General features: G+C 67.2%; 20 protein-coding genes. 14 read left to right on the top strand and 6 right to left on the bottom strand.

What is annotated here, in order from left to right:
• Positions 1-3 precede the first annotated feature (3 nt).
• From rplR to truA, 14 genes are all read left to right on the top strand, one after another.
• The gene (gene rplR / locus OG885_RS18595; protein ID WP_057607911.1) at positions 4-387 is read left to right on the top strand and encodes a 50S ribosomal protein L18; all 384 of its coding nucleotides are present in this window, start codon (positions 4-6) and stop codon (positions 385-387) included.
• Positions 388-423: 36 nt separating this feature from the next.
• Positions 424-1,032: a 30S ribosomal protein S5 gene (gene rpsE, locus OG885_RS18590; protein ID WP_010354225.1), complete on the top strand. Its 609-nt coding sequence runs from the start codon at positions 424-426 to the stop codon at positions 1,030-1,032.
• Entirely contained in the window at positions 1,032-1,214 is a 183-nt protein-coding gene (rpmD, locus tag OG885_RS18585) for a 50S ribosomal protein L30 (RefSeq protein WP_005481207.1), read from the top strand. The genes rpsE and rpmD overlap by 1 nt, the downstream gene beginning before the upstream one ends.
• Positions 1,215-1,216: 2 nt before the next feature.
• Positions 1,217-1,672 carry a 50S ribosomal protein L15 gene (gene rplO, locus OG885_RS18580; RefSeq protein ID WP_266519687.1) on the top strand — a complete coding sequence of 152 codons (456 nt, stop codon included), beginning with the start codon at positions 1,217-1,219 and terminating at the stop codon, positions 1,670-1,672.
• A gap of 243 nt (positions 1,673-1,915) precedes the next feature.
• The gene (secY, locus tag OG885_RS18575) at positions 1,916-3,229 is read left to right on the top strand and encodes a preprotein translocase subunit SecY (RefSeq protein ID WP_405732732.1); all 1,314 of its coding nucleotides are present in this window, start codon (positions 1,916-1,918) and stop codon (positions 3,227-3,229) included.
• Positions 3,229-3,891, top strand: a complete 663-nt coding sequence (locus OG885_RS18570; RefSeq protein ID WP_329335791.1) for an adenylate kinase — start codon at positions 3,229-3,231, stop codon at positions 3,889-3,891. Before secY ends, OG885_RS18570 begins: the two co-directional genes overlap by 1 nt.
• Positions 3,892-3,994: 103 nt before the next feature.
• Complete coding sequence (map, locus tag OG885_RS18565; RefSeq protein WP_405732728.1) at positions 3,995-4,831, top strand: type I methionyl aminopeptidase; 837 nt, start codon at positions 3,995-3,997, stop codon at positions 4,829-4,831.
• A 165-nt stretch (positions 4,832-4,996) separates the two neighbouring features.
• Complete coding sequence (gene infA / locus OG885_RS18560) at positions 4,997-5,218, top strand: translation initiation factor IF-1 (protein ID WP_003948620.1); 222 nt, start codon at positions 4,997-4,999, stop codon at positions 5,216-5,218.
• A gap of 29 nt (positions 5,219-5,247) precedes the next feature.
• Entirely contained in the window at positions 5,248-5,361 is a 114-nt protein-coding gene (rpmJ, locus tag OG885_RS18555; protein WP_003998809.1) for a 50S ribosomal protein L36, read from the top strand.
• Between the two features lie 199 nt (positions 5,362-5,560).
• Positions 5,561-5,941, top strand: coding sequence for a 30S ribosomal protein S13 (gene rpsM, locus OG885_RS18550; RefSeq protein WP_093477045.1), 381 nt, complete (start codon positions 5,561-5,563; stop codon positions 5,939-5,941).
• Between the two features lie 70 nt (positions 5,942-6,011).
• Positions 6,012-6,416, top strand: a complete 405-nt coding sequence (rpsK, locus tag OG885_RS18545) for a 30S ribosomal protein S11 (protein WP_003956432.1) — start codon at positions 6,012-6,014, stop codon at positions 6,414-6,416.
• Between the two features lie 114 nt (positions 6,417-6,530).
• Complete coding sequence (locus OG885_RS18540) at positions 6,531-7,553, top strand: DNA-directed RNA polymerase subunit alpha (protein ID WP_003966937.1); 1,023 nt, start codon at positions 6,531-6,533, stop codon at positions 7,551-7,553.
• A gap of 104 nt (positions 7,554-7,657) precedes the next feature.
• Complete coding sequence (gene rplQ / locus OG885_RS18535) at positions 7,658-8,170, top strand: 50S ribosomal protein L17 (protein ID WP_405732724.1); 513 nt, start codon at positions 7,658-7,660, stop codon at positions 8,168-8,170.
• Positions 8,171-8,240: 70 nt separating this feature from the next.
• Positions 8,241-9,086: a tRNA pseudouridine(38-40) synthase TruA gene (truA, locus tag OG885_RS18530; protein WP_405732721.1), complete on the top strand. Its 846-nt coding sequence runs from the start codon at positions 8,241-8,243 to the stop codon at positions 9,084-9,086.
• A 61-nt stretch (positions 9,087-9,147) separates the two neighbouring features.
• On the opposite strand, the gene OG885_RS18525 is transcribed toward truA, so the two are convergent.
• The 6 genes from OG885_RS18525 to OG885_RS18500 all read right to left on the bottom strand — a co-directional run bounded on the left by OG885_RS18525 (position 9,148) and on the right by OG885_RS18500 (position 17,689).
• Positions 9,148-11,175, bottom strand: coding sequence for an acyltransferase family protein (locus OG885_RS18525; protein ID WP_405732718.1), 2,028 nt, complete (start codon positions 11,173-11,175; stop codon positions 9,148-9,150).
• Positions 11,176-11,210: 35 nt separating this feature from the next.
• The gene (locus tag OG885_RS18520) at positions 11,211-12,311 is read right to left on the bottom strand and encodes a sugar phosphate nucleotidyltransferase (protein ID WP_405732715.1); all 1,101 of its coding nucleotides are present in this window, start codon (positions 12,309-12,311) and stop codon (positions 11,211-11,213) included.
• Positions 12,312-12,326: 15 nt separating this feature from the next.
• Positions 12,327-13,511 carry a glycoside hydrolase family 113 gene (locus tag OG885_RS18515; protein ID WP_405732712.1) on the bottom strand — a complete coding sequence of 395 codons (1,185 nt, stop codon included), beginning with the start codon at positions 13,509-13,511 and terminating at the stop codon, positions 12,327-12,329.
• A gap of 54 nt (positions 13,512-13,565) precedes the next feature.
• Complete coding sequence (locus OG885_RS18510; protein WP_399949416.1) at positions 13,566-15,020, bottom strand: glycosyltransferase family 2 protein; 1,455 nt, start codon at positions 15,018-15,020, stop codon at positions 13,566-13,568.
• A gap of 280 nt (positions 15,021-15,300) precedes the next feature.
• Positions 15,301-16,686, bottom strand: a complete 1,386-nt coding sequence (locus OG885_RS18505; protein WP_405732707.1) for a glycoside hydrolase family 26 protein — start codon at positions 16,684-16,686, stop codon at positions 15,301-15,303.
• A 118-nt stretch (positions 16,687-16,804) separates the two neighbouring features.
• Positions 16,805-17,689 carry a hypothetical protein gene (locus OG885_RS18500; RefSeq protein ID WP_405732704.1) on the bottom strand — a complete coding sequence of 295 codons (885 nt, stop codon included), beginning with the start codon at positions 17,687-17,689 and terminating at the stop codon, positions 16,805-16,807.
• Positions 17,690-17,702 lie beyond the last annotated feature (13 nt).

The following is a 17,702-nucleotide window of genomic DNA, read 5'->3' as shown; positions in this document are numbered from 1 at the left end:
GCCATGGCATACGGACAGAAGATCCTCAAGGGCGACGCTTACAAGCGCGCCGCGATCAAGCGCCGTCACATCCGTATCCGTAAGCACATCTCGGGTACGGCTGAGCGTCCGCGTCTCGTCGTGACGCGCTCGAACCGCCACATCGTGGCCCAGGTCATCGACGACATCAAGGGTCACACCCTGGCGTCGGCGTCGACCCTGGACACCACGATCCGCGGCAACGAGGGCGACAAGTCCGCGCAGGCCAAGTCGGTCGGCGCCCTGGTCGCCGAGCGCGCCAAGGCCGCCGGCGTCGAGGCTGTCGTATTCGACCGTGGTGGCAACCAGTACGCCGGGCGCATCGCCGCCCTGGCGGACGCCGCCCGCGAAGCCGGGCTCAAGTTCTGAGCCGCTCGTAGCTAGCGGAAAGAGAGAGGTAATCCAATGGCTGGACCCCAGCGCCGCGGAAGCGGTGCCGGTGGCGGCGAGCGGCGGGACCGTAAGGGTCGTGACGGTGGCGCTGCTGCCGCCGAGAAGACCGCTTACGTTGAGCGTGTCGTCGCGATCAACCGTGTCGCCAAGGTTGTGAAGGGTGGTCGTCGCTTCAGCTTTACTGCGCTCGTCGTGGTGGGCGATGGCGATGGCACCGTCGGTGTCGGTTACGGCAAGGCCAAGGAGGTGCCGGCCGCCATCGCCAAGGGTGTTGAGGAAGCCAAGAAGCACTTCTTCAAGGTCCCCCGTATCCAGGGCACCATCCCGCACCCGATCACGGGTGAGAAGGCGGCGGGCGTCGTCCTGCTCAAGCCGGCGTCCCCCGGTACCGGCGTTATCGCCGGTGGCCCGGTGCGTGCCGTGCTCGAGTGCGCCGGCGTTCACGACATCCTGTCGAAGTCGCTCGGTTCGTCGAACGCGATCAACATCGTGCACGCGACCGTGGAGGCCCTGAAGGGTCTGCAGCGTCCCGAGGAGATCGCGGCTCGCCGTGGTCTGCCCCTCGAGGACGTCGCTCCCGCGGCTCTGCTGCGTGCGCGTGCCGGGGCTGGTGCTGCGTAATGGCTCAGCTCAAGATCACGCAGACGAAGTCGTACATCGGCAGCAAGCAGAACCACCGTGACACCCTGCGCTCCCTTGGTCTCAAGGGCATCAACACGCAGGTCGTCAAGGAGGATCGTCCCGAGTTCCGCGGCATGGTGCACACCGTCCGCCACCTCGTGACGGTCGAGGAGGTCGACTGATCATGGCGGAGAACAACCCGCTCAAGATCCACAACCTCCGTCCCGCCCCGGGCGCCAAGACCGCCAAGACCCGTGTCGGTCGTGGTGAGGCGTCGAAGGGTAAGACGGCCGGTCGTGGTACCAAGGGTACGAAGGCCCGTTACCAGGTTCCGGAGCGCTTCGAGGGTGGCCAGATGCCCCTCCACATGCGTCTTCCGAAGCTGAAGGGCTTCAAGAACCCCTTCAAGGTCGAGTTCCAGGTCGTGAACCTGGACAAGCTCGCCTCGCTGTACCCCGAGGGTGGCGAAGTCACCGTCGAGGGTCTGGTGGCCAAGGGTGCCGTTCGCAAGAACAGCCTCGTCAAGGTCCTCGGCCAGGGCGAGATCTCCGTGGCGCTGCAGGTGACGGTCGACGCCGTCTCCGGCTCCGCCAAGGAGAAGATCACCGCCGCCGGCGGTACCGTCACCGAGCTCGTCTGAACACCTCAGGCGTCTCGATGACTTGAGCGATCCCGACCGGGGATACCCCACAAAAGGGGTATCCCCGGTTGGTCGTTCCTAGGGTGGCAGTCTCGCCGGTAAGGTGGCCTGCACTGCCAACTTCACAGGGTGCTTCAGCTGGGGCACCCTGAGCGGCAGTTGACCGTTATGCATTCGTCTTCATCCGTCGAACCTCAAGACCGTCACCCTTGACGCAGTAGCGCGGGGGTCGCAGGAGGCACCGTGCTCACCGCGTTCGCCCGGGCGTTCAGGACGCCCGACCTGCGCAAGAAGCTGCTCTTCACGCTCGCCATCATCGTGGTGTACCGGATCGGTACGCATATCCCGATCCCGGGCGTCGACTACAAGTCCGTCCAGCAGTGCGTCGACGAGGCGTCCGCGAACCAGGGCCTCTTCGGTCTGGTCAACATGTTCAGTGGCGGCGCGCTGCTCCAGATCACGATCTTCGCGCTGGGGATCATGCCGTACATCACGGCGAGCATCATCCTGCAGCTGCTGACCGTCGTGATCCCGCGCCTGGAAGCCCTGAAGAAGGAGGGCCAGGCCGGTACGGCGAAGATCACGCAGTACACCCGTTACCTGACCGTGGCGCTCGCCATCCTCCAGGGCACCGGCCTCGTCGCCACCGCCCGCAGCGGCGCCCTCTTCTCCGGCTGCTCGGCCGCGTCGACGATCGTCCCGGACCGCTCGATCTTCTCCACGATCGTCATGGTCGTCACGATGACCGCCGGTACGGCCGTCGTCATGTGGCTCGGTGAGCTCATCACCGACCGCGGCATCGGCAACGGCATGTCGATCCTGATGTTCATCTCGATCGCCGCCACCTTCCCGTCCGCGCTGTGGGCCATCAAGAAGTCCGGCACCCTGGCCGACGGCTGGATCGAGTTCGGCACCGTCATCGCGGTCGGCCTGGTCATGGTCGGCCTGGTGGTCTTCGTCGAGCAGGCCCAGCGCCGCATCCCGGTGCAGTACGCGAAGCGGATGATCGGCCGCCGCGCCTACGGTGGTACGTCGACGTACATCCCGCTGAAGGTGAACCAGGCGGGTGTGATTCCCGTCATCTTCGCGTCGTCGCTGCTCTACATCCCGGCCCTGATCGCGCAGTTCTCGAACGACCAGTCGGGCTGGAAGACGTGGATCGAGCGGAACCTCACCAAGGGGGACCACCCGATTTACATCACGATGTACTTCTTGCTCATCGTTTTCTTCGCCTTCTTCTACGTGGCTATCTCGTTCAACCCCGAGGAAGTCGCCGACAACATGAAGAAGTATGGTGGCTTCATCCCGGGCATCCGGGCTGGCCGACCGACCGCTGAGTACCTGTCGTACGTGCTCAACCGGATCACCTGGCCGGGTTCGCTGTACTTGGGCCTGATTGCTCTCGTCCCGACGATGGCGTTGGTTGGTTTCGGGGCAAACCAGAACTTCCCCTTCGGCGGTACCAGCATCCTGATCATCGTGGGTGTCGGTCTCGAGACGGTGAAGCAGATCGAGAGCCAGCTCCAGCAGCGCAATTACGAAGGGTTCCTCCGCTGATGCGAATCGTCCTCGTCGGGCCGCCTGGCGCCGGAAAGGGAACGCAGGCCACGCGCCTCGCCGAGAAGCTGCGTGTCCCGCACATCTCCACGGGCGACCTGTTCCGCGCCAACATCAGCCAGCAGACGGAGCTCGGCAAACTCGCGAAGTCCTACATGGACGCCGGCAACCTCGTCCCCGACGAGGTGACCATCGCGATGGCCAAGGACCGTATGGAGCAGGCGGACGCCGTGAACGGCTTCCTCCTGGACGGCTTCCCGCGGAACGTCTCGCAGGCCGAGGCGCTGGACGAGCTGCTGAACACCGAGGGCATCAAGCTGGACGCCGTGCTCGACCTGGAGGCCCCGGAGGAGGAGGTCGTCAAGCGGATCGCCGGCCGGCGCATCTGCCGCAACGACTCCGCCCACGTCTTCCACGTGACGTACAAGAAGCCCGCCAAGGAAGGCGTCTGCGACGTCTGCGGCGGCGAGCTGTACCAGCGTGACGACGACTCCGAGGCCACCGTCCGGACGCGGCTGGAGGTCTACCACACGCAGACCGAGCCGATCATCGACTACTACAAGGCCCAGGGCCTGGTGGTGACGATCGAGGCCATGGGTCCGGTGGACGAGGTCACCACCCGCGCGCTGGCCGCGCTGAAGCGTGAGGGCGACGACCAGTAGTCGTCGTCCTGGTACGGCCGTGAAGTCCTGAGGGACTCCACGGCCGTACTGTTGTTGTGCAGGTAACCCGAACCGGTCGAGTGACGGAGAGCGCAGGACCCCCATGGTGCAGATCAAGAGCCCCGAGCAGATCGCCAAGATGCGTCAGGCGGGGCTGGTCGTCGCCGCGATCCACGCGGCCACGCGTGAGGCCGCGGTCCCCGGCGCCAGCACCAGGGACCTCGACGAGGTCGCGCGCAAGGTGATCGCCGAGCACGGCGCGAAGTCGAACTTCCTCGGGTACGGCGGTTTCCCCGCGACCATCTGCACCTCCGTCAACGAGGTCGTCGTCCACGGCATCCCCTCGGACGAGGTCGTCCTCAAGGACGGCGACATCATCTCCATCGACGCCGGCGCGATCGTCGACGGCTGGCACGGTGACGCGGCCTTCACCGCCTTCGTGGGCTCCGGTCACGCTCCGGAGCTGATCGAGCTCTCCCGGGTGACCGAGGAGTCGATGTGGGCCGGTATCGCGGCGATGAAGCAGGGCAACCGGCTGCTGGACGTCTCCAAGGCGATCGAGACGTACATCCGCCGCCAGCCGAAGCCGGGCGGCGGCAAGTACGGGATCATCGAGGACTACGGCGGCCATGGCATCGGCACCGAGATGCACATGGACCCGCATCTGCTGAACTACGTCGACCGGCGCCGGGGCAAGGGTCCCAAGCTGGTGCCGGGCTTCTGCCTCGCGATCGAGCCGATGGTGTCGCTGGGCACGCCTCGGACCGAGGTGCTGTCGGACGACTGGACCGTCATCACGACGGACGGCACATGGTCCTCGCACTGGGAGCACTCGGTGGCGCTGACCGTGGACGGTCCGCTGGTGCTGACCGCTCCCGACGGGGGCAAGGCGAAGCTCGCGGAGTACGGCGTGGTCGCCGCTCCGGATCCGCTGGCCTAGGTTCGCGCTTAATGATCTACGCTGCCGGGCATCCTTCCTCGATTCGTCTTTCCGGGTGCGCTGACGTAGACTGACTCGTCGGCTCTCGTGCACCCGCATGTCCGCATGCACTCGTAAGAGACAAGTGCGGGAGTCGATCAAGGTAGTCGATTCGAAGGGCGAAGCGTGGCCAAGAAGCAAGGTGCCATCGAGATCGAGGGCACTGTCGTCGAGTCTCTTCCGAACGCCATGTTCAAGGTCGAGCTCCAGAACGGCCACCAGGTCCTGGCACACATCAGCGGCAAGATGCGTATGCACTACATCCGCATCCTCCCTGACGACCGGGTCGTGGTGGAGCTGTCTCCGTACGACCTGACGCGTGGCCGGATCGTCTACCGCTACAAGTAGATCCCTCTGACTCGGAGAACCTCAATCCCATGAAGGTCAAGCCGAGCGTCAAGAAGATCTGCGACAAGTGCAGGGTGATCCGCCGTCACGGTCGGGTCATGGTCATCTGCGAGAACCCGCGCCACAAGCAGCGCCAGGGCTGACGCACGATCGACCGAACCCTCTGCATCTGAACCGCAGAGATTCGCGCGACGCGAGCTGAATTTGTTCATACGCAGAACCCAGGACGAGCGATCGTGCCTGACACCCCCGGTTCGGAGGCCGGGGACCCAGTTCGTACCTGGTACGGCGGCTGGGAACCGGTTCTGTGGAAGACCTCCGAAGATCACCAGGAGCCATTGAATGGCACGCGTTTCCGGTGTTGACATCCCGCGCGAAAAGCGTGTGGAGGTCGCCCTGACCTACGTGTTCGGCATCGGTCGGACTCTCTCCCAGCAGACGCTGGCGGAGACCGGCATCGACCCGAACACCCGCGTTCGCGACCTCTCCGAGGAGCAGCTCGTCGCGATTCGTGAGTACGTCGACAGCAACATCAAGACCGAGGGTGACCTCCGTCGCGAGATCCAGGCCGACATCCGCCGCAAGGTCGAGATCGGCTGCTACCAGGGTCTCCGTCACCGTCGTGGTCTGCCCGTCCGCGGTCAGCGTACGAGCACGAACGCCCGCACCCGCAAGGGCCCGCGTCGCGCCATCGCCGGCAAGAAGAAGCCCGGCAAGAAGTAGTCCTCAGCGGACAACGCTTCACCAGCGGTCTTCGCTGTAGGACCGACCACCTCCCCGTAGGAGTAACTAGATGCCCCCCAAGGGTCGTCAGGGCGCTGCCAAGAAGGTGCGCCGCAAGGAAAAGAAGAACGTCGCTCACGGGCACGCCCACATCAAGAGCACGTTCAACAACACGATCGTCTCGATCACGGACCCCTCGGGCAACGTGATCTCCTGGGCCTCCGCCGGCCACGTCGGCTTCAAGGGCTCGCGCAAGTCGACCCCCTTCGCCGCGCAGATGGCCGCCGAGTCGGCCGCCCGCCGCGCGCAGGAGCACGGCATGCGCAAGGTTGACGTCTTCGTCAAGGGCCCGGGTTCCGGTCGCGAGACCGCCATCCGTTCGCTCCAGGCGACGGGCCTCGAGGTCGGCTCCATCCAGGACGTCACCCCGACCCCGCACAACGGCTGCCGTCCGCCGAAGCGTCGTCGCGTCTGACCTCGCTTCGCAGGGCTTTTCGGGCGGTACGGCTCTTCTGAGTCGTATCGCCCGTACCCTTGTTGCATATCAGGGCATCAAATAGTGGGTGCCCCTGACTGAAGGATTCACCGCATGCTGATCGCTCAGCGTCCCTCGTTGACCGAAGAGGTCGTCGACGAGTTCCGCTCCCGGTTCGTGATCGAGCCGCTGGAGCCGGGCTTCGGCTACACCCTCGGCAACTCCCTGCGCCGTACCCTCCTGTCGTCGATCCCCGGCGCTGCTGTCACCAGCATCCGTATCGACGGTGTCCTGCACGAGTTCACCACCGTGCCGGGCGTCAAGGAGGACGTGACCGACCTCATCCTCAACATCAAGCAGCTGGTCGTCTCCTCGGAGCACGACGAGCCGGTCGTGATGTACCTGCGCAAGCAGGGCCCGGGTCTGGTCACCGCCGCCGACATCGCGCCCCCGGCCGGTGTCGAGGTGCACAACCCCGACCTGGTCCTCGCCACGCTCAACGGCAAGGGCAAGCTGGAGATGGAGCTCACGGTCGAGCGCGGCCGCGGTTACGTCTCCGCCGTGCAGAACAAGCAGGTGGGCCAGGAGATCGGCCGTATCCCGGTCGACTCCATCTACTCGCCGGTGCTGAAGGTCACGTACAAGGTCGAGGCGACCCGTGTCGAGCAGCGCACCGACTTCGACAAGCTGATCGTCGACGTCGAGACGAAGCAGGCCATGCGTCCCCGTGACGCCATGGCGTCGGCCGGTAAGACCCTGGTCGAGCTGTTCGGTCTCGCCCGCGAGCTGAACATCGACGCCGAGGGCATCGACATGGGCCCGTCCCCCACGGACGCCGCCCTCGCCGCTGATCTGGCGCTGCCGATCGAGGAGCTGGAGCTCACCGTTCGGTCGTACAACTGCCTCAAGCGTGAGGGCATCCACTCCGTGGGTGAGCTCGTCGCCCGCTCCGAGGCCGACCTCCTCGACATCCGCAACTTCGGTGCGAAGTCGATCGACGAGGTCAAGGCGAAGCTGGCCGGCATGGGCCTGGCCCTCAAGGACAGCCCGCCCGGATTCGACCCCACGGCCGCCGCCGACGCCTTCGGCGCCGACGACGACGCGGACGCGGGTTTCGTGGAGACCGAGCAGTACTGAGCGCTTCAGCCCAGCACTGACCGGTCGTTGCCGGTGAGCATCCGCTCATCGGGTTCCTGACCCCGGTACCTGATACGGCCGGGGCAGACACACAGGAGATAGAAATGCCGAAGCCCACCAAGGGTGCCCGTCTGGGCGGCAGCGCCGCGCACGAGAAGCTCCTCCTCGCGAACCTCGCGAAGCAGCTCTTCGAGCACGGCCGTATCACCACCACCGAGGCGAAGGCCCGCCGTCTGCGGCCGTACGCCGAGCGTCTGGTCACCAAGGCGAAGAAGGGCGACCTTCACAACCGCCGCCAGGTGCTTCAGGTCATCACGGACAAGAGCATCGTGCACACGCTCTTCACCGAGATCGGCCCGCGGTACGAGAACCGTCCGGGTGGCTACACCCGTATCACCAAGATCGGTAACCGCCGTGGCGACAACGCGCCCATGGCTGTCATCGAGCTGGTCGAGGCGCTGACGGTCGCGCAGCAGGCGACGGGTGAGGCCGAGGCCGCCACCAAGCGCGCTGCGAAGGACGCCGAGGCTGCTCCGGCCGCCGAGGAGACCACGGTCGACGTGACCAAGACCGACGAGGTCGAGGACGCGGCGGCTGAGGAGTCCAAGGACGCATAAGCGTTCCGCACAGTGGGCCCGTTCCTTTCGAGGAGCGGGCCCACTGTCGTGTTCTTGAGAGGATCTCCCTGTGAGTGAAGAAGCAGCGCCCGGTTTCGTACGTGTCCGTCTCGACCTGTCCTACGACGGGAGCGATTTCCGTGGCTGGGCCAAGCAGGCCGGTGGGCAGCGGACCGTGCAGGCGGAGGTCGAGGACGCTCTGCGGACCGTGACGCGGTCGGGAGAGACGACGTACGAGCTGACCGTGGCCGGGCGGACGGACGCGGGGGTGCATGCCCGGGGGCAGGTGGCCCATGTCGATCTGCCCGAGGACGTGTGGGCGGAGCATCGGGAGAAGCTGCTCAAGCGGCTGGCCGGGCGGCTTCCCAAGGACGTGCGGGTGTGGGCGGTCGGGGAGGCCGCCGAGGGGTTCAACGCCCGGTTCGCCGCGTTGTGGCGGCGGTATGTGTACCGGGTCGGGGACCGGCCCGGCGGTGTGGATCCGCTGCTCCGCAACCATGTGCTGTGGCACGACTGGGAGTTGGACGTCGAGGTGATGGACACCGCCGCCAAGTCGCTGGTCGGGGAGCATGACTTCGCCGCCTACGCGAAGAAGCGCGAGGGGGCGTCGACGGTTCGGGAGATCTTCGACTTCGGGGTGCGGAGGAACGCGGACGGGGTCGTCGAGATCGAGGTCCGTGCCGATGCGTTCTGCCACAACCAGGTGCGGTCCATGGTGGGGGCGCTGTTGTTCGTGGGGGACGGGCACCGGGGCGTGGAGTGGCCGCGGAAGGTGCTGGACGCGGGGGAGCGGGACAGTGCCGTGCATGTGGTGCGGCCGCATGGGCTGACGCTGGAGGAGGTCGCCTATCCGGCGGACGAGCTGCTCGCGGAGCGGCAGCGGCAGGCTCGGCGGGTGCGGGGGCAGGTGCACTGAAGAGGGGCCCCGGTTCCGGGGCCCCTCTTTTGTGTGTTCTGGGCCGGCTCTGTGTTGTGGGTCAGTCGGCCAGGATCTTCTTGAAGGTCGGCTCCAGGAACGACTCCAGGGACTTGGCGTAGCCGCCGGTCATATGGCTGTTGTCCCAATAGACCACGTGTCCGCCGATGACCGCAGGGCAGTAGCCGTCCGCGCAGAAGGCGGGGAGCGTGTTGATGACCGTGGCTCCGTGCTCCTCCGCGACCTCGCGCTCCAGCTTGCGGAACTCGGGCAGGTCGACGGCCGTCTCCGCCTTCAGGGTGCACGAGGAGAGGGCGTCGGACTCCTCGGCCAGGCAGTCCGGGACGCTGAAGGTCGGCTTCGGTGTGTCGGTCAGATAGATCAGGTCCGACCCAGTGGCCTCGAGCTTCTTGAACGTGTCCTCGGCGCCTTCGCGCACGGTGTTGAACTGGACCCGGTTGGCCACCGCGATGACGTCCGGCCTGAGCTTCTTGATGTACGCGAGAGCCGACTTCCGCCAGCTCGTGCACTCGGTGTACTCGCGCCCCAGATCCTCGCGCGTGATCTGGTAGACCTCGGGCGAGCAGCCGCTCTTGATGACCGTGATGACCTTGACGTGCAGCTTGCGGCCGAGCGCGTCGAAGGCATTGCCCCACTGGTAGGCGTGCGAGTCGCCGAGCAGCACCAGCGTCCTGTCGGACTCCTTGTCGCCGATGACGCAGTCGTCGTGCAGGGTCCAGCTGCTGACCAGCAGCTGGTCGATGCAGCCGTGGTCACCCCGGTCCTCGGGGGAGTTCAGCAGGACGCTCCGGCTGACCTTGGGGTCGGACCGCTCGCTGACCGCCTTCTCCACGGACTCGGTGCCGTTGAACCCGGTCAGGGCGGCGGCGGTTCCGGCGGTGCCGATGGAGAGGTTGAGCGGCACCTGAAGGGCGACCACCATGGCGACGGCCGCGGTACCCGTGAGGGCGCCGCCGGTGAGTATGCCCAGCCAGGGGCGCACGACCAGCTTCACGTTCTCCCTGAACCGCTTCTCGACGATGAAGTGCATGACGATGGCGAGCAGGAAGGAGAGGACCGCCACCCGGAAGCGGTCCGAGTAGCCGAACTCCCAGCCGATGATGTGCGGCCAGAGGATCAGCAGCGGCCAGTGCCACAGGTACCACCCGTAGCTGACCTTGCCGATGAAGTCGAAGACGGGGTTGTCGAGGAGCTTCTCCGCGCCGAAACCGGGGTTGGCGCAGCCGCCGGCGATGATCAGCCACGCGCCGAGCACGGGACCGGCGACGGCGTAGCCCGGCAGCGGGGTGTTCTCGGTGATGAGCATCCCGGTGACCAGGAGGGTGCCCAGGCCCAGCCAGGAGACGGCGGCGGCCAGACCCCGCGGCATACGGGACAGGAACGGTGCCCAGAGCGCGAGCAGGACGCCGAAGGTGAGTTCCCAGATGCGGGTGTGGGTGCCGAAGTAGGCCAGCGGCTGGTTCGGCGTGGTCAGGCTGTAGCCCAGGTAGAACGATCCGCCCACCGCGCCCATGAGGACCAGCCCCACCAGGACGCGGTTGCGGAAGATGAGCCGGCTGAGCCAGGCCACGGCGACGAGGACGATCGGGGCGGCGAGGTAGAACTGCTCCTCGATGCCCAGCGACCAGAAGTGCTGGTACGGCGACTGGCTGCCGTCGTTGGCGAAGTAGTCGGTGCCGTTCTCGGCCAGCCGCCAGTTGATGAGGCTCACGGACGCGGCGAGTCCGTCGTCCATGTACTCGCGGAACCTGAAGGGGCTCGCGTAGATCCAGGACAGAACGCCCACGGCGACGATGGTGACGGCGGCGCCCGGCGCCAGACGCCGGAAGCGGCGGGCCCAGAACTTACTCAGGGAGACCTTGCCGGTCTTGTCGATCTCGGCGAGGAGCTGGCTGCCGATGAGGAAGCCGCTGAGCACGAAGCTGACGTCCACGCCGCCGTGGATGTCGAGGATGCCGCAGTGCATGGCGACGACCATCATGATGGCGACGGCACGCAGGCCCTGAATGTCAGGCCGGTACTTGCGAAGGCGCTCCGCGTTCGCGGCCTTGGAACGATGGCTGGTCACGGTTCTCCAGTAACTGTCCGGTCAGGCCGGCGACTTCAGTGGACTGTCGGGCAGGCGACGGCCGTACCGCTGACCCGCACACCCTGGGCGGGGATGCGGATGCCGCACGACAGCCGCAACTGGGCGGGCAGCTCGTTCTGGGCGCCGACGTGCGAGTGGCAGCCCACGACGACCTCGCGCAGGAGCGACTCCTCGCCGATCGTGGAGTCGTGGTCCACCACGGACTCGTGGACCTGGGCGCCCTCGGCGACCGTGACGTGCGCGCCGATGATCGAGCGGTCGACGACCACGTGCGCGCCGATGACGGCGTGCGCGCCGATCGTCGAACCGCCCGTGACACGGGCGGTCGGGTCGATGACGGCCGTGGGGTGGATCAGCGCCTCGGAGGGGCCGTCCACCAGGGGCGAGGTCGCCCTGCCGCTGACCAGGTCGGCGGAGCCGTGCACGAAGGCCAGCGGGGTGCCGAGGTCGCGCCAGTACTCCTGGGTGGTGTGGCCGAAGACCCGGCCGCCGCCGGCGACCAGCTGTGGGAAGGTCTCCTGCTCGACCGAGACCTCGCGGTCGGCGGGGATGGCGTCCAGGACGGAGCGGCGGAAGACGTAGCAGCCGGCGTTGATCTGGTCGGTGACGATCTCCGCGGCCGTCTTGGGCTTCTCCAGGAAGGAGAGCACCCGCCCGTCCTCGTCGGTGGGGACCAGGCCGAAGGCGCGCGGGTCGAGGACCCGGGTGAGGTGCAGGGTCACGTCCGCGTCCTGGGTCTCGTGCCGCTCCAGGAGGGCGCGCAGGTCGACGCCGGACAGGATGTCGCCGTTGAGGATGAGGACCGGGGCGTCCGGGTCGTCGCCGCGCAGCAGACGGCCGGCGTTGCGGATCGCGCCGCCGGTGCCGAGGGGCACCTCCTCGACGGCGTACGAGATCGCCAGGTCCTGGGAGAAGTCCTTGAACTCCTCCTCGAAGAGACTGGCGAGGTAGGAGGTGGCGAACACGACGTGCTCGACGCCGGCGTCCATCAGCTTGGCTATCTGGTGCCGGATGAAGGAGGAACCCGCGACGCTGAGCAGCGGCTTGGGGGTGTGGTTGGTGAGCGGGCGCAAGCGCGTTCCCTTGCCGCCCACGAGGATGATGGCTTCCTGCATGATTGCCTCGCTCGGTCAGCTGGTGGAGTCGTCGGTCCCGGGACCTGCGTAGTCAGAGCTGAAGCAGGTCTTGATGGCCTTCTCGGTCAGGGGGCGTCCGGCGAAGTCGAGTCGGGAGGCGGTCTTGTCGTCCGGTGCGGTGTTGGGGTCGTCGTCGAAGTGGATCGACCACCAGTAGACGCCCTGCATCTGCCGCTCCTGGACCACCTGACAGACCGCCGTGTACCAGTTGGCCTGCACCTTCTCGTTGACCGTGCGCCTGGCGTAGAAGTCGCCGGGGGCGTGGTAGGCGCCCTTCATGGCACCGATGCCGGATTCGGCGATGAGGATGTTGGGGAGCTTGCCGGTGGCCTTCCGGTCCAGCCAGTCGTTCCAGCCCTTGGCGAGCGTGCCGACGGACGCGGTGTCCGCGACCTTGACCGGGAAGTAGGCGTCGACACCGAGGTGGTTGACCGGCATGCTGATGCGGCCGCGGACGTAGTTGTCCCAGTTGGCGTCGTACGAGACCTCGCCGGAGAAGCTCTTCTCGGCGGAGGACACCAGGGGTCCCCAGCCGACGTCGCCCTCCAGGGAGTTGAGCTCGGTACCGATCACGAACGTGTTCGTCTTCGCCTCGTCGGCGACCTTGAGGTACGGAGTGACGAGCTTCTTGTACGAGGCGAACCAGGCGGAGCGGGAGTCGGGCTCGATGTTGCCGCGCCAGCCGTTCGCCTGCTTCAGACTCCCCTCGTCCATGATCGGGCGGAGGGTGGTGCGGAAACCGGCGTCCTTGAACACCTTCAGCACGCGCTCGACGCGCGCCGGGGACGGTGTCTTGGCGCCCTCCGAGAGCACGTTGGACGTGCGGCTCTCGATGTAGAAGGGGAAGGAGACGGACACCGAGTTGGCGCCCAGGCCGATGAGGTACTTGGCGTGCTTCTCGGCCTGCTTCTCGATGAACGCGTCGGAGCGCTTGGTCTTCTCCTCCTCCCAGTAGAGCTGTACGCCCCACTGGGGCATGCCCTTCTTCCAGGGCTCGGCGACCTTGAGCGGGTCGGCGGTGGGAGAGGGAGAGGCCTTCACATCGGTGGTGTCGGCCGGGGCAGTGGATTCCGGGGCGTCGTCCAGGACGAGGGTGGGCAGCTTCGAGCCCGCCTCCCAGCGCACCGGATGGTCGCCGAAGAGGAAGGGGGTGCCCAGCACGACGGTGAGGACGGTCACCGGGAAAATGGCAAGCAGGGGCAGTCGTGAACGCATGTCAGTGGTCTTCCGGGGTCAGGCGGGCTTGGCGATCACGACGAACTTGTTCTCCTCGCGCCGGACGAACTTCAGGAAGCCCTTGAAGCCACCGAGTCCCTCCATGATCGAGAAGACCGGGATGAGAGCGACCACGACGATCGGCTCCCACCACTTGCGTCGACCGCTGACCGAGGCGAGGGCGTTCAGCCGCAGCCCCTCCCAGTAGGTCCAGATCACGTAGGCGAAATTGAGGGCCCAGAGGATCGTGACGGACTGCGTCACCGGCGAGGTGTTCATGTCGTTGAAGAGCCAGCCGATGAGGAGCACGGCCCCGATGTGCTGGAGCGGGCCGAGGATCCAGGTGGCCACGCAGATCGAGAGGAACCAGCGGTAGCGCAGGGGCACCGCCCGGTTGAAGCAGAGGGCCACCAGACCCCAGGCCCAGCGGTCGCGCTGCTTGACGAAGTCGGCCGCGGTGGCGGGCGAGGCGCCGTAGCAGCGACCGTTGAACCAGTCGCTCCGGCCCGGGTACTTGCGGCAGAAGGTCAGCGCGAGCCGGGCGTCCTCCACGATCTCCTTGGGGCCGAAGTCCCAGCCGATCTCCGCCTCGATGGACGCGCGTAGCACCAGCAGCTCGCCGTGCACTCCGGCGGCCGGGGTGCCCATGCCGGTCAGCGCCCGGAAGCGGGCGATGTCGTCGGCGGGGCGCACCGCGTCGGCGAGCCAGGTGAACATGTTGACCGCGTTCTCGCGGGGGTACGTGAGGATGCCCTGGGCCATGTGCTTGGCCTCGTCGGGGTGGGCACGTCGCTGCCGGTTGATGAACTGGGCGAGCGAGGAGGCGGTGTCGGGGCCGACACCGGTGTCGTCGTCCATGTGCAGCACCCAGACGTAGTCCAGGGCCTCGCCCTCGGCGATGCGCAGCTCGTGGGCGTAGTGGTTGGCGCGCGCCTTGAAGCGGGTGCCGTTGGCCGGGACGTAGTCCTTGGGGACGGTGATCACCCGGATCAGCGGGTGGGACGCGGCGAGCCGGTCGATGGCCTCGGTGGCCTCGCAGCCCTCCTCGGTGAGGATGTCGACCCGCATGTACGGGAAGTACTCCGGCAGGTGCTCGACGTAGGAGAGGATCGAGCGCTCCAGCGCCGGGTAGGTGTCATGCCGCCCGATGGTCGGGCACAGCGCGATCAGGAAGTCCTGCTCGGCGGGTGCCGGCGGAGTCATCTGATCGCTCTTGCGGACCCGTCGGCGGATCAGCAGAGCACCTTGGATGCCGACCATCACACCGGCAACCGGCAGTGACCAGACGACGGTCAGGATCCAGCTCATCAGGGACGAACTGGGTCTGTAGCTCCACAGTCCGAACGCGGTCAGAAGCACGAAGGGCAACAGGAACGGGAGAATGCCCGGCTTCCAGGACGCGGTGCGCTTGGCGAGTTTCTGATTGTGCCGCGAATACTGCGGCACCCCCCCGTCGACCAGTGTCGATGTCATGACGGCTGCGGAACTCCTGTGAGATCGGTGGTGCGTTGAGGCAACGACGGATCTCGGCCACGGCGCGCGTCAGCGCACCACGACGTCCTTGTTGTTCCGGGCCCAATCCCCCTCAACGCCTTCTCTGGCGCCTCGGCCAGCTGCCGCTCAGATGCCCCCCCGGGCGCCCGGACCACCGACCGAATATGCCACCGATACTCGCATACGTGCCCGATACAGGGAACATTTGTGAGGGGGATGTGTTCGAAAGTTAATCAAGTTACGTCTTGTGTGGTGACCTTCACGAGGCGTCACTGGCGTCACTGGCCGGAAAGTGATCACCGCTGGTGATCGTCCGCGGTGATCCGTAGGTGCGTCGCACATCAGCCGCGGTGTTCCGGTGCCGGGGAGCGGAGAGGTTCTCGTAGGACAGCGCCTGGCCCCACACCGTCCACAGCACCCACGGGGTCCGGTTCAGGGTCTCCGGCTGGGCCGCGTTGAGCGGTACGTGGAAGGACTCGGCCATGATCCGCGGCCTGCGGTACCGCTCCAGGCCGCGATACCAGACCTCGGTCCAGGCACCCCCGCCGTAGGGCTCGGCCGGGGTGTCGCTGTAGTCGTCGACGCCCACCAGGTCGACGTAGCGACCGCCCGGGTAGTACGCGTGCGGGTCGCGCACGGAGCCGCCGTGCCAGGAGTTCGGCGCCCAGACGAAGAGCAGGTTGTGCAGGCCGCGCCGGTGCACCAGATGGTCGTACGTCAGCCGCCACAGCCGGTGGAAGGCGGCCGGGTCCTGGCCCGCCCACCAGAATCCGTGGTCCGGCGCCGTGTTCATCTCGTGGTACGGGCGCAGCAGTACCGGCACACCCTGGTCCGCGAGGTAGCCGAGGTGGTCCGCCAGGAAGTCGAGGTCGTGTAGCAGGGCCCGGTGTTCCGGGCTGTCCTCGGTGACCACCCGACGGAACCAGCCGGGGTCGTCGGCGCCGGGGGAGTTGCGGAACTTGGTCTGTTCGAAGCTCTTGACGGGGCTGCCGGGGTAGGGCTGGTGGAAGGAGAATCCGACCAGCCCCGCCGGGGCGCCCCCGTTGCGGGGGAGCGAGACCCGGGCGCCCGAGAAGCACTCGGTGTGGGTGCCGGAGGACCGGTAGGAGCCGTCGGCCGCCCGCGGCAGGCCCGCCCACACGCCGACGGCGAGATCCACGGCGTCCTCGACATATCCCCAGTCGCGGCGGCAGCTCGGCCACGAACCGTTGTAGGAGCGGGCCTGGCCCACCGCCCAGCCGGGTTGGCCGTAGCCCGGACCCAGGTCCAGCTCCAGGAAGCCCGGCAGCCGCCCCGTGATGTCCTGGGCCTTCTTGTAGTAGTAGCCCGGCTGCTTGGTCCCCCGGTAATCGCCGTACTTCGGGTTGTACCGCTCGTTGTGCAGCTCCACGTGCTGGCCGATGAGCGTGCGGGAGGGGCGGCCGCGACGGGCGTCGTTCTCCAGGCCGGCCAGGAACGTGTAGATCCGGCGGGCGGCCGGGGTGGCGTCCGGGTCGCGGTCGCGCAGGTCGGTGGGGACGAGCCGGGGAGCCTCGTCCTCGTCCTCGTTCCCGTCCTTGTCCCAGACCGACCACAGGGCGAGCGGCCCCAGGATGGCTGCCGCCGCGCCCGCCCCTATCAGCCGAACCCGGCCTCGCATGTGCATGCCGTGGCCCCCTTCCGGAGGGCGTTGGCCGGACGAAGCCAAGAGACCCCCCACGGTCGCGCTGATCAACGGCTGATGATCGACGACTGTGGAGGGTCTCACACGGTTTCGGCGGGTGTCACCCGGCCGCTGCCGCCGACGCCTGGGCCTGGCCGCGGCGGCGGATCTGGCGGAAGGCGAACTCGGCCAGGTCGTTGCCGATCGACTCGACCTTGGTGCTCTTCTCCGTGACGTTCTTGCCGTTGAGGAAACCGGCGGTGGTGAAGTAGGCGTAGCGGCCGTAGGAATTGGTCGTCGTACGGCACACCGCGGCGTTGCAGAAGGCCTTCACGCCGTCGCCGGACAGCGAGGCGATGACGCTCTTGTTGTCGGCCTGGCCCTTGGCCTTCTTCGCCTGGGCCTCGGTGTCGAAGACGGCCACGCCGACCGTCACCGCGACGCCGTCCTTCATGTACGAGACCCGCATCACGAGGGTGCAGCCGTTGGCCGTGAGGATCTTGCCGAGGGTGCCGTTGGCGTTGGCGGCCGAGGCGCACTTCTTGGTGTCGGCCGTGGCGCCCTTCTTGTAGACCGTCTCGCCCATGGTCAGCTGGGTGCCCGGGAAGAGGATCTCCGCGCTCAGCGGCGCCGTGTCCTTGTTCTTGCTGGAGACGAAGTCCTTCGGGTCCAGCGGCGGCGGGGCGCTGGTCGGCGCAAAGGACGGGTCGGTCGCGGACTGGCTCGGTATGTCGGCCGTCGCGGGCAGTGACGACGTGGTGGACGCCTCGTCGCCGCCGTTGGCCGAGACCACGGCCATGGCGACGGCGGTGCCTATCGCCGCGGTGGCGAGGGCGCCACCGACGATGAACAGCAGCTTGCGCCGCTTGTTACGGGTCTCCGACGCCTCCGCGAGCGCCGCCCAGTCCGGGGTCCGACCGTCGTCGGCGCCGTTCCACGGCTGCTGGGAATTCGGTTTCCAGGGATCCCACTGGGACTGGGGTCCCCCCTGCTGCCCAAAGCTCATGGGGCGCATCATA

The sequence above is a fragment of the Streptomyces sp. NBC_00028 genome (assembly GCF_045041065.1).
In the GTDB taxonomy this organism is placed as follows: Bacteria; Actinomycetota; Actinomycetes; order Streptomycetales; family Streptomycetaceae; genus Streptomyces.
Note: the sequence above shows the minus strand (reverse complement) of the source record. Positions and strands in the feature narration are given on the sequence as shown.

What these genes read in the sequence shown, in the direction of transcription:
- OG885_RS18570 (WP_329335791.1), top strand. Translation starts at nt 3,229, where the DNA reads ATGCGAATCGTCCTCGTCGGGCCGCCTGGCGCCGGAAAGGGAACGCAG.
- rplR (WP_057607911.1), top strand. Translation starts at nt 4, where the DNA reads ATGGCATACGGACAGAAGATCCTCAAGGGCGACGCTTACAAGCGCGCC.
- OG885_RS18540 (WP_003966937.1), top strand. Translation starts at nt 6,531, where the DNA reads ATGCTGATCGCTCAGCGTCCCTCGTTGACCGAAGAGGTCGTCGACGAG.
- rplQ (WP_405732724.1), top strand. Translation starts at nt 7,658, where the DNA reads ATGCCGAAGCCCACCAAGGGTGCCCGTCTGGGCGGCAGCGCCGCGCAC.
- rplO (WP_266519687.1), top strand. Translation starts at nt 1,217, where the DNA reads ATGGCGGAGAACAACCCGCTCAAGATCCACAACCTCCGTCCCGCCCCG.
- rpmJ (WP_003998809.1), top strand. Translation starts at nt 5,248, where the DNA reads ATGAAGGTCAAGCCGAGCGTCAAGAAGATCTGCGACAAGTGCAGGGTG.
- OG885_RS18510 (WP_399949416.1), bottom strand. Translation starts at nt 15,020, where the DNA reads ATGACATCGACACTGGTCGACGGGGGGGTGCCGCAGTATTCGCGGCAC.
- rpsE (WP_010354225.1), top strand. Translation starts at nt 424, where the DNA reads ATGGCTGGACCCCAGCGCCGCGGAAGCGGTGCCGGTGGCGGCGAGCGG.
- map (WP_405732728.1), top strand. Translation starts at nt 3,995, where the DNA reads ATGGTGCAGATCAAGAGCCCCGAGCAGATCGCCAAGATGCGTCAGGCG.
- rpsK (WP_003956432.1), top strand. Translation starts at nt 6,012, where the DNA reads ATGCCCCCCAAGGGTCGTCAGGGCGCTGCCAAGAAGGTGCGCCGCAAG.
- rpsM (WP_093477045.1), top strand. Translation starts at nt 5,561, where the DNA reads ATGGCACGCGTTTCCGGTGTTGACATCCCGCGCGAAAAGCGTGTGGAG.
- OG885_RS18500 (WP_405732704.1), bottom strand. Translation starts at nt 17,689, where the DNA reads ATGAGCTTTGGGCAGCAGGGGGGACCCCAGTCCCAGTGGGATCCCTGG.
- OG885_RS18505 (WP_405732707.1), bottom strand. Translation starts at nt 16,686, where the DNA reads ATGCACATGCGAGGCCGGGTTCGGCTGATAGGGGCGGGCGCGGCGGCA.
- OG885_RS18520 (WP_405732715.1), bottom strand. Translation starts at nt 12,311, where the DNA reads ATGCAGGAAGCCATCATCCTCGTGGGCGGCAAGGGAACGCGCTTGCGC.
- rpmD (WP_005481207.1), top strand. Translation starts at nt 1,032, where the DNA reads ATGGCTCAGCTCAAGATCACGCAGACGAAGTCGTACATCGGCAGCAAG.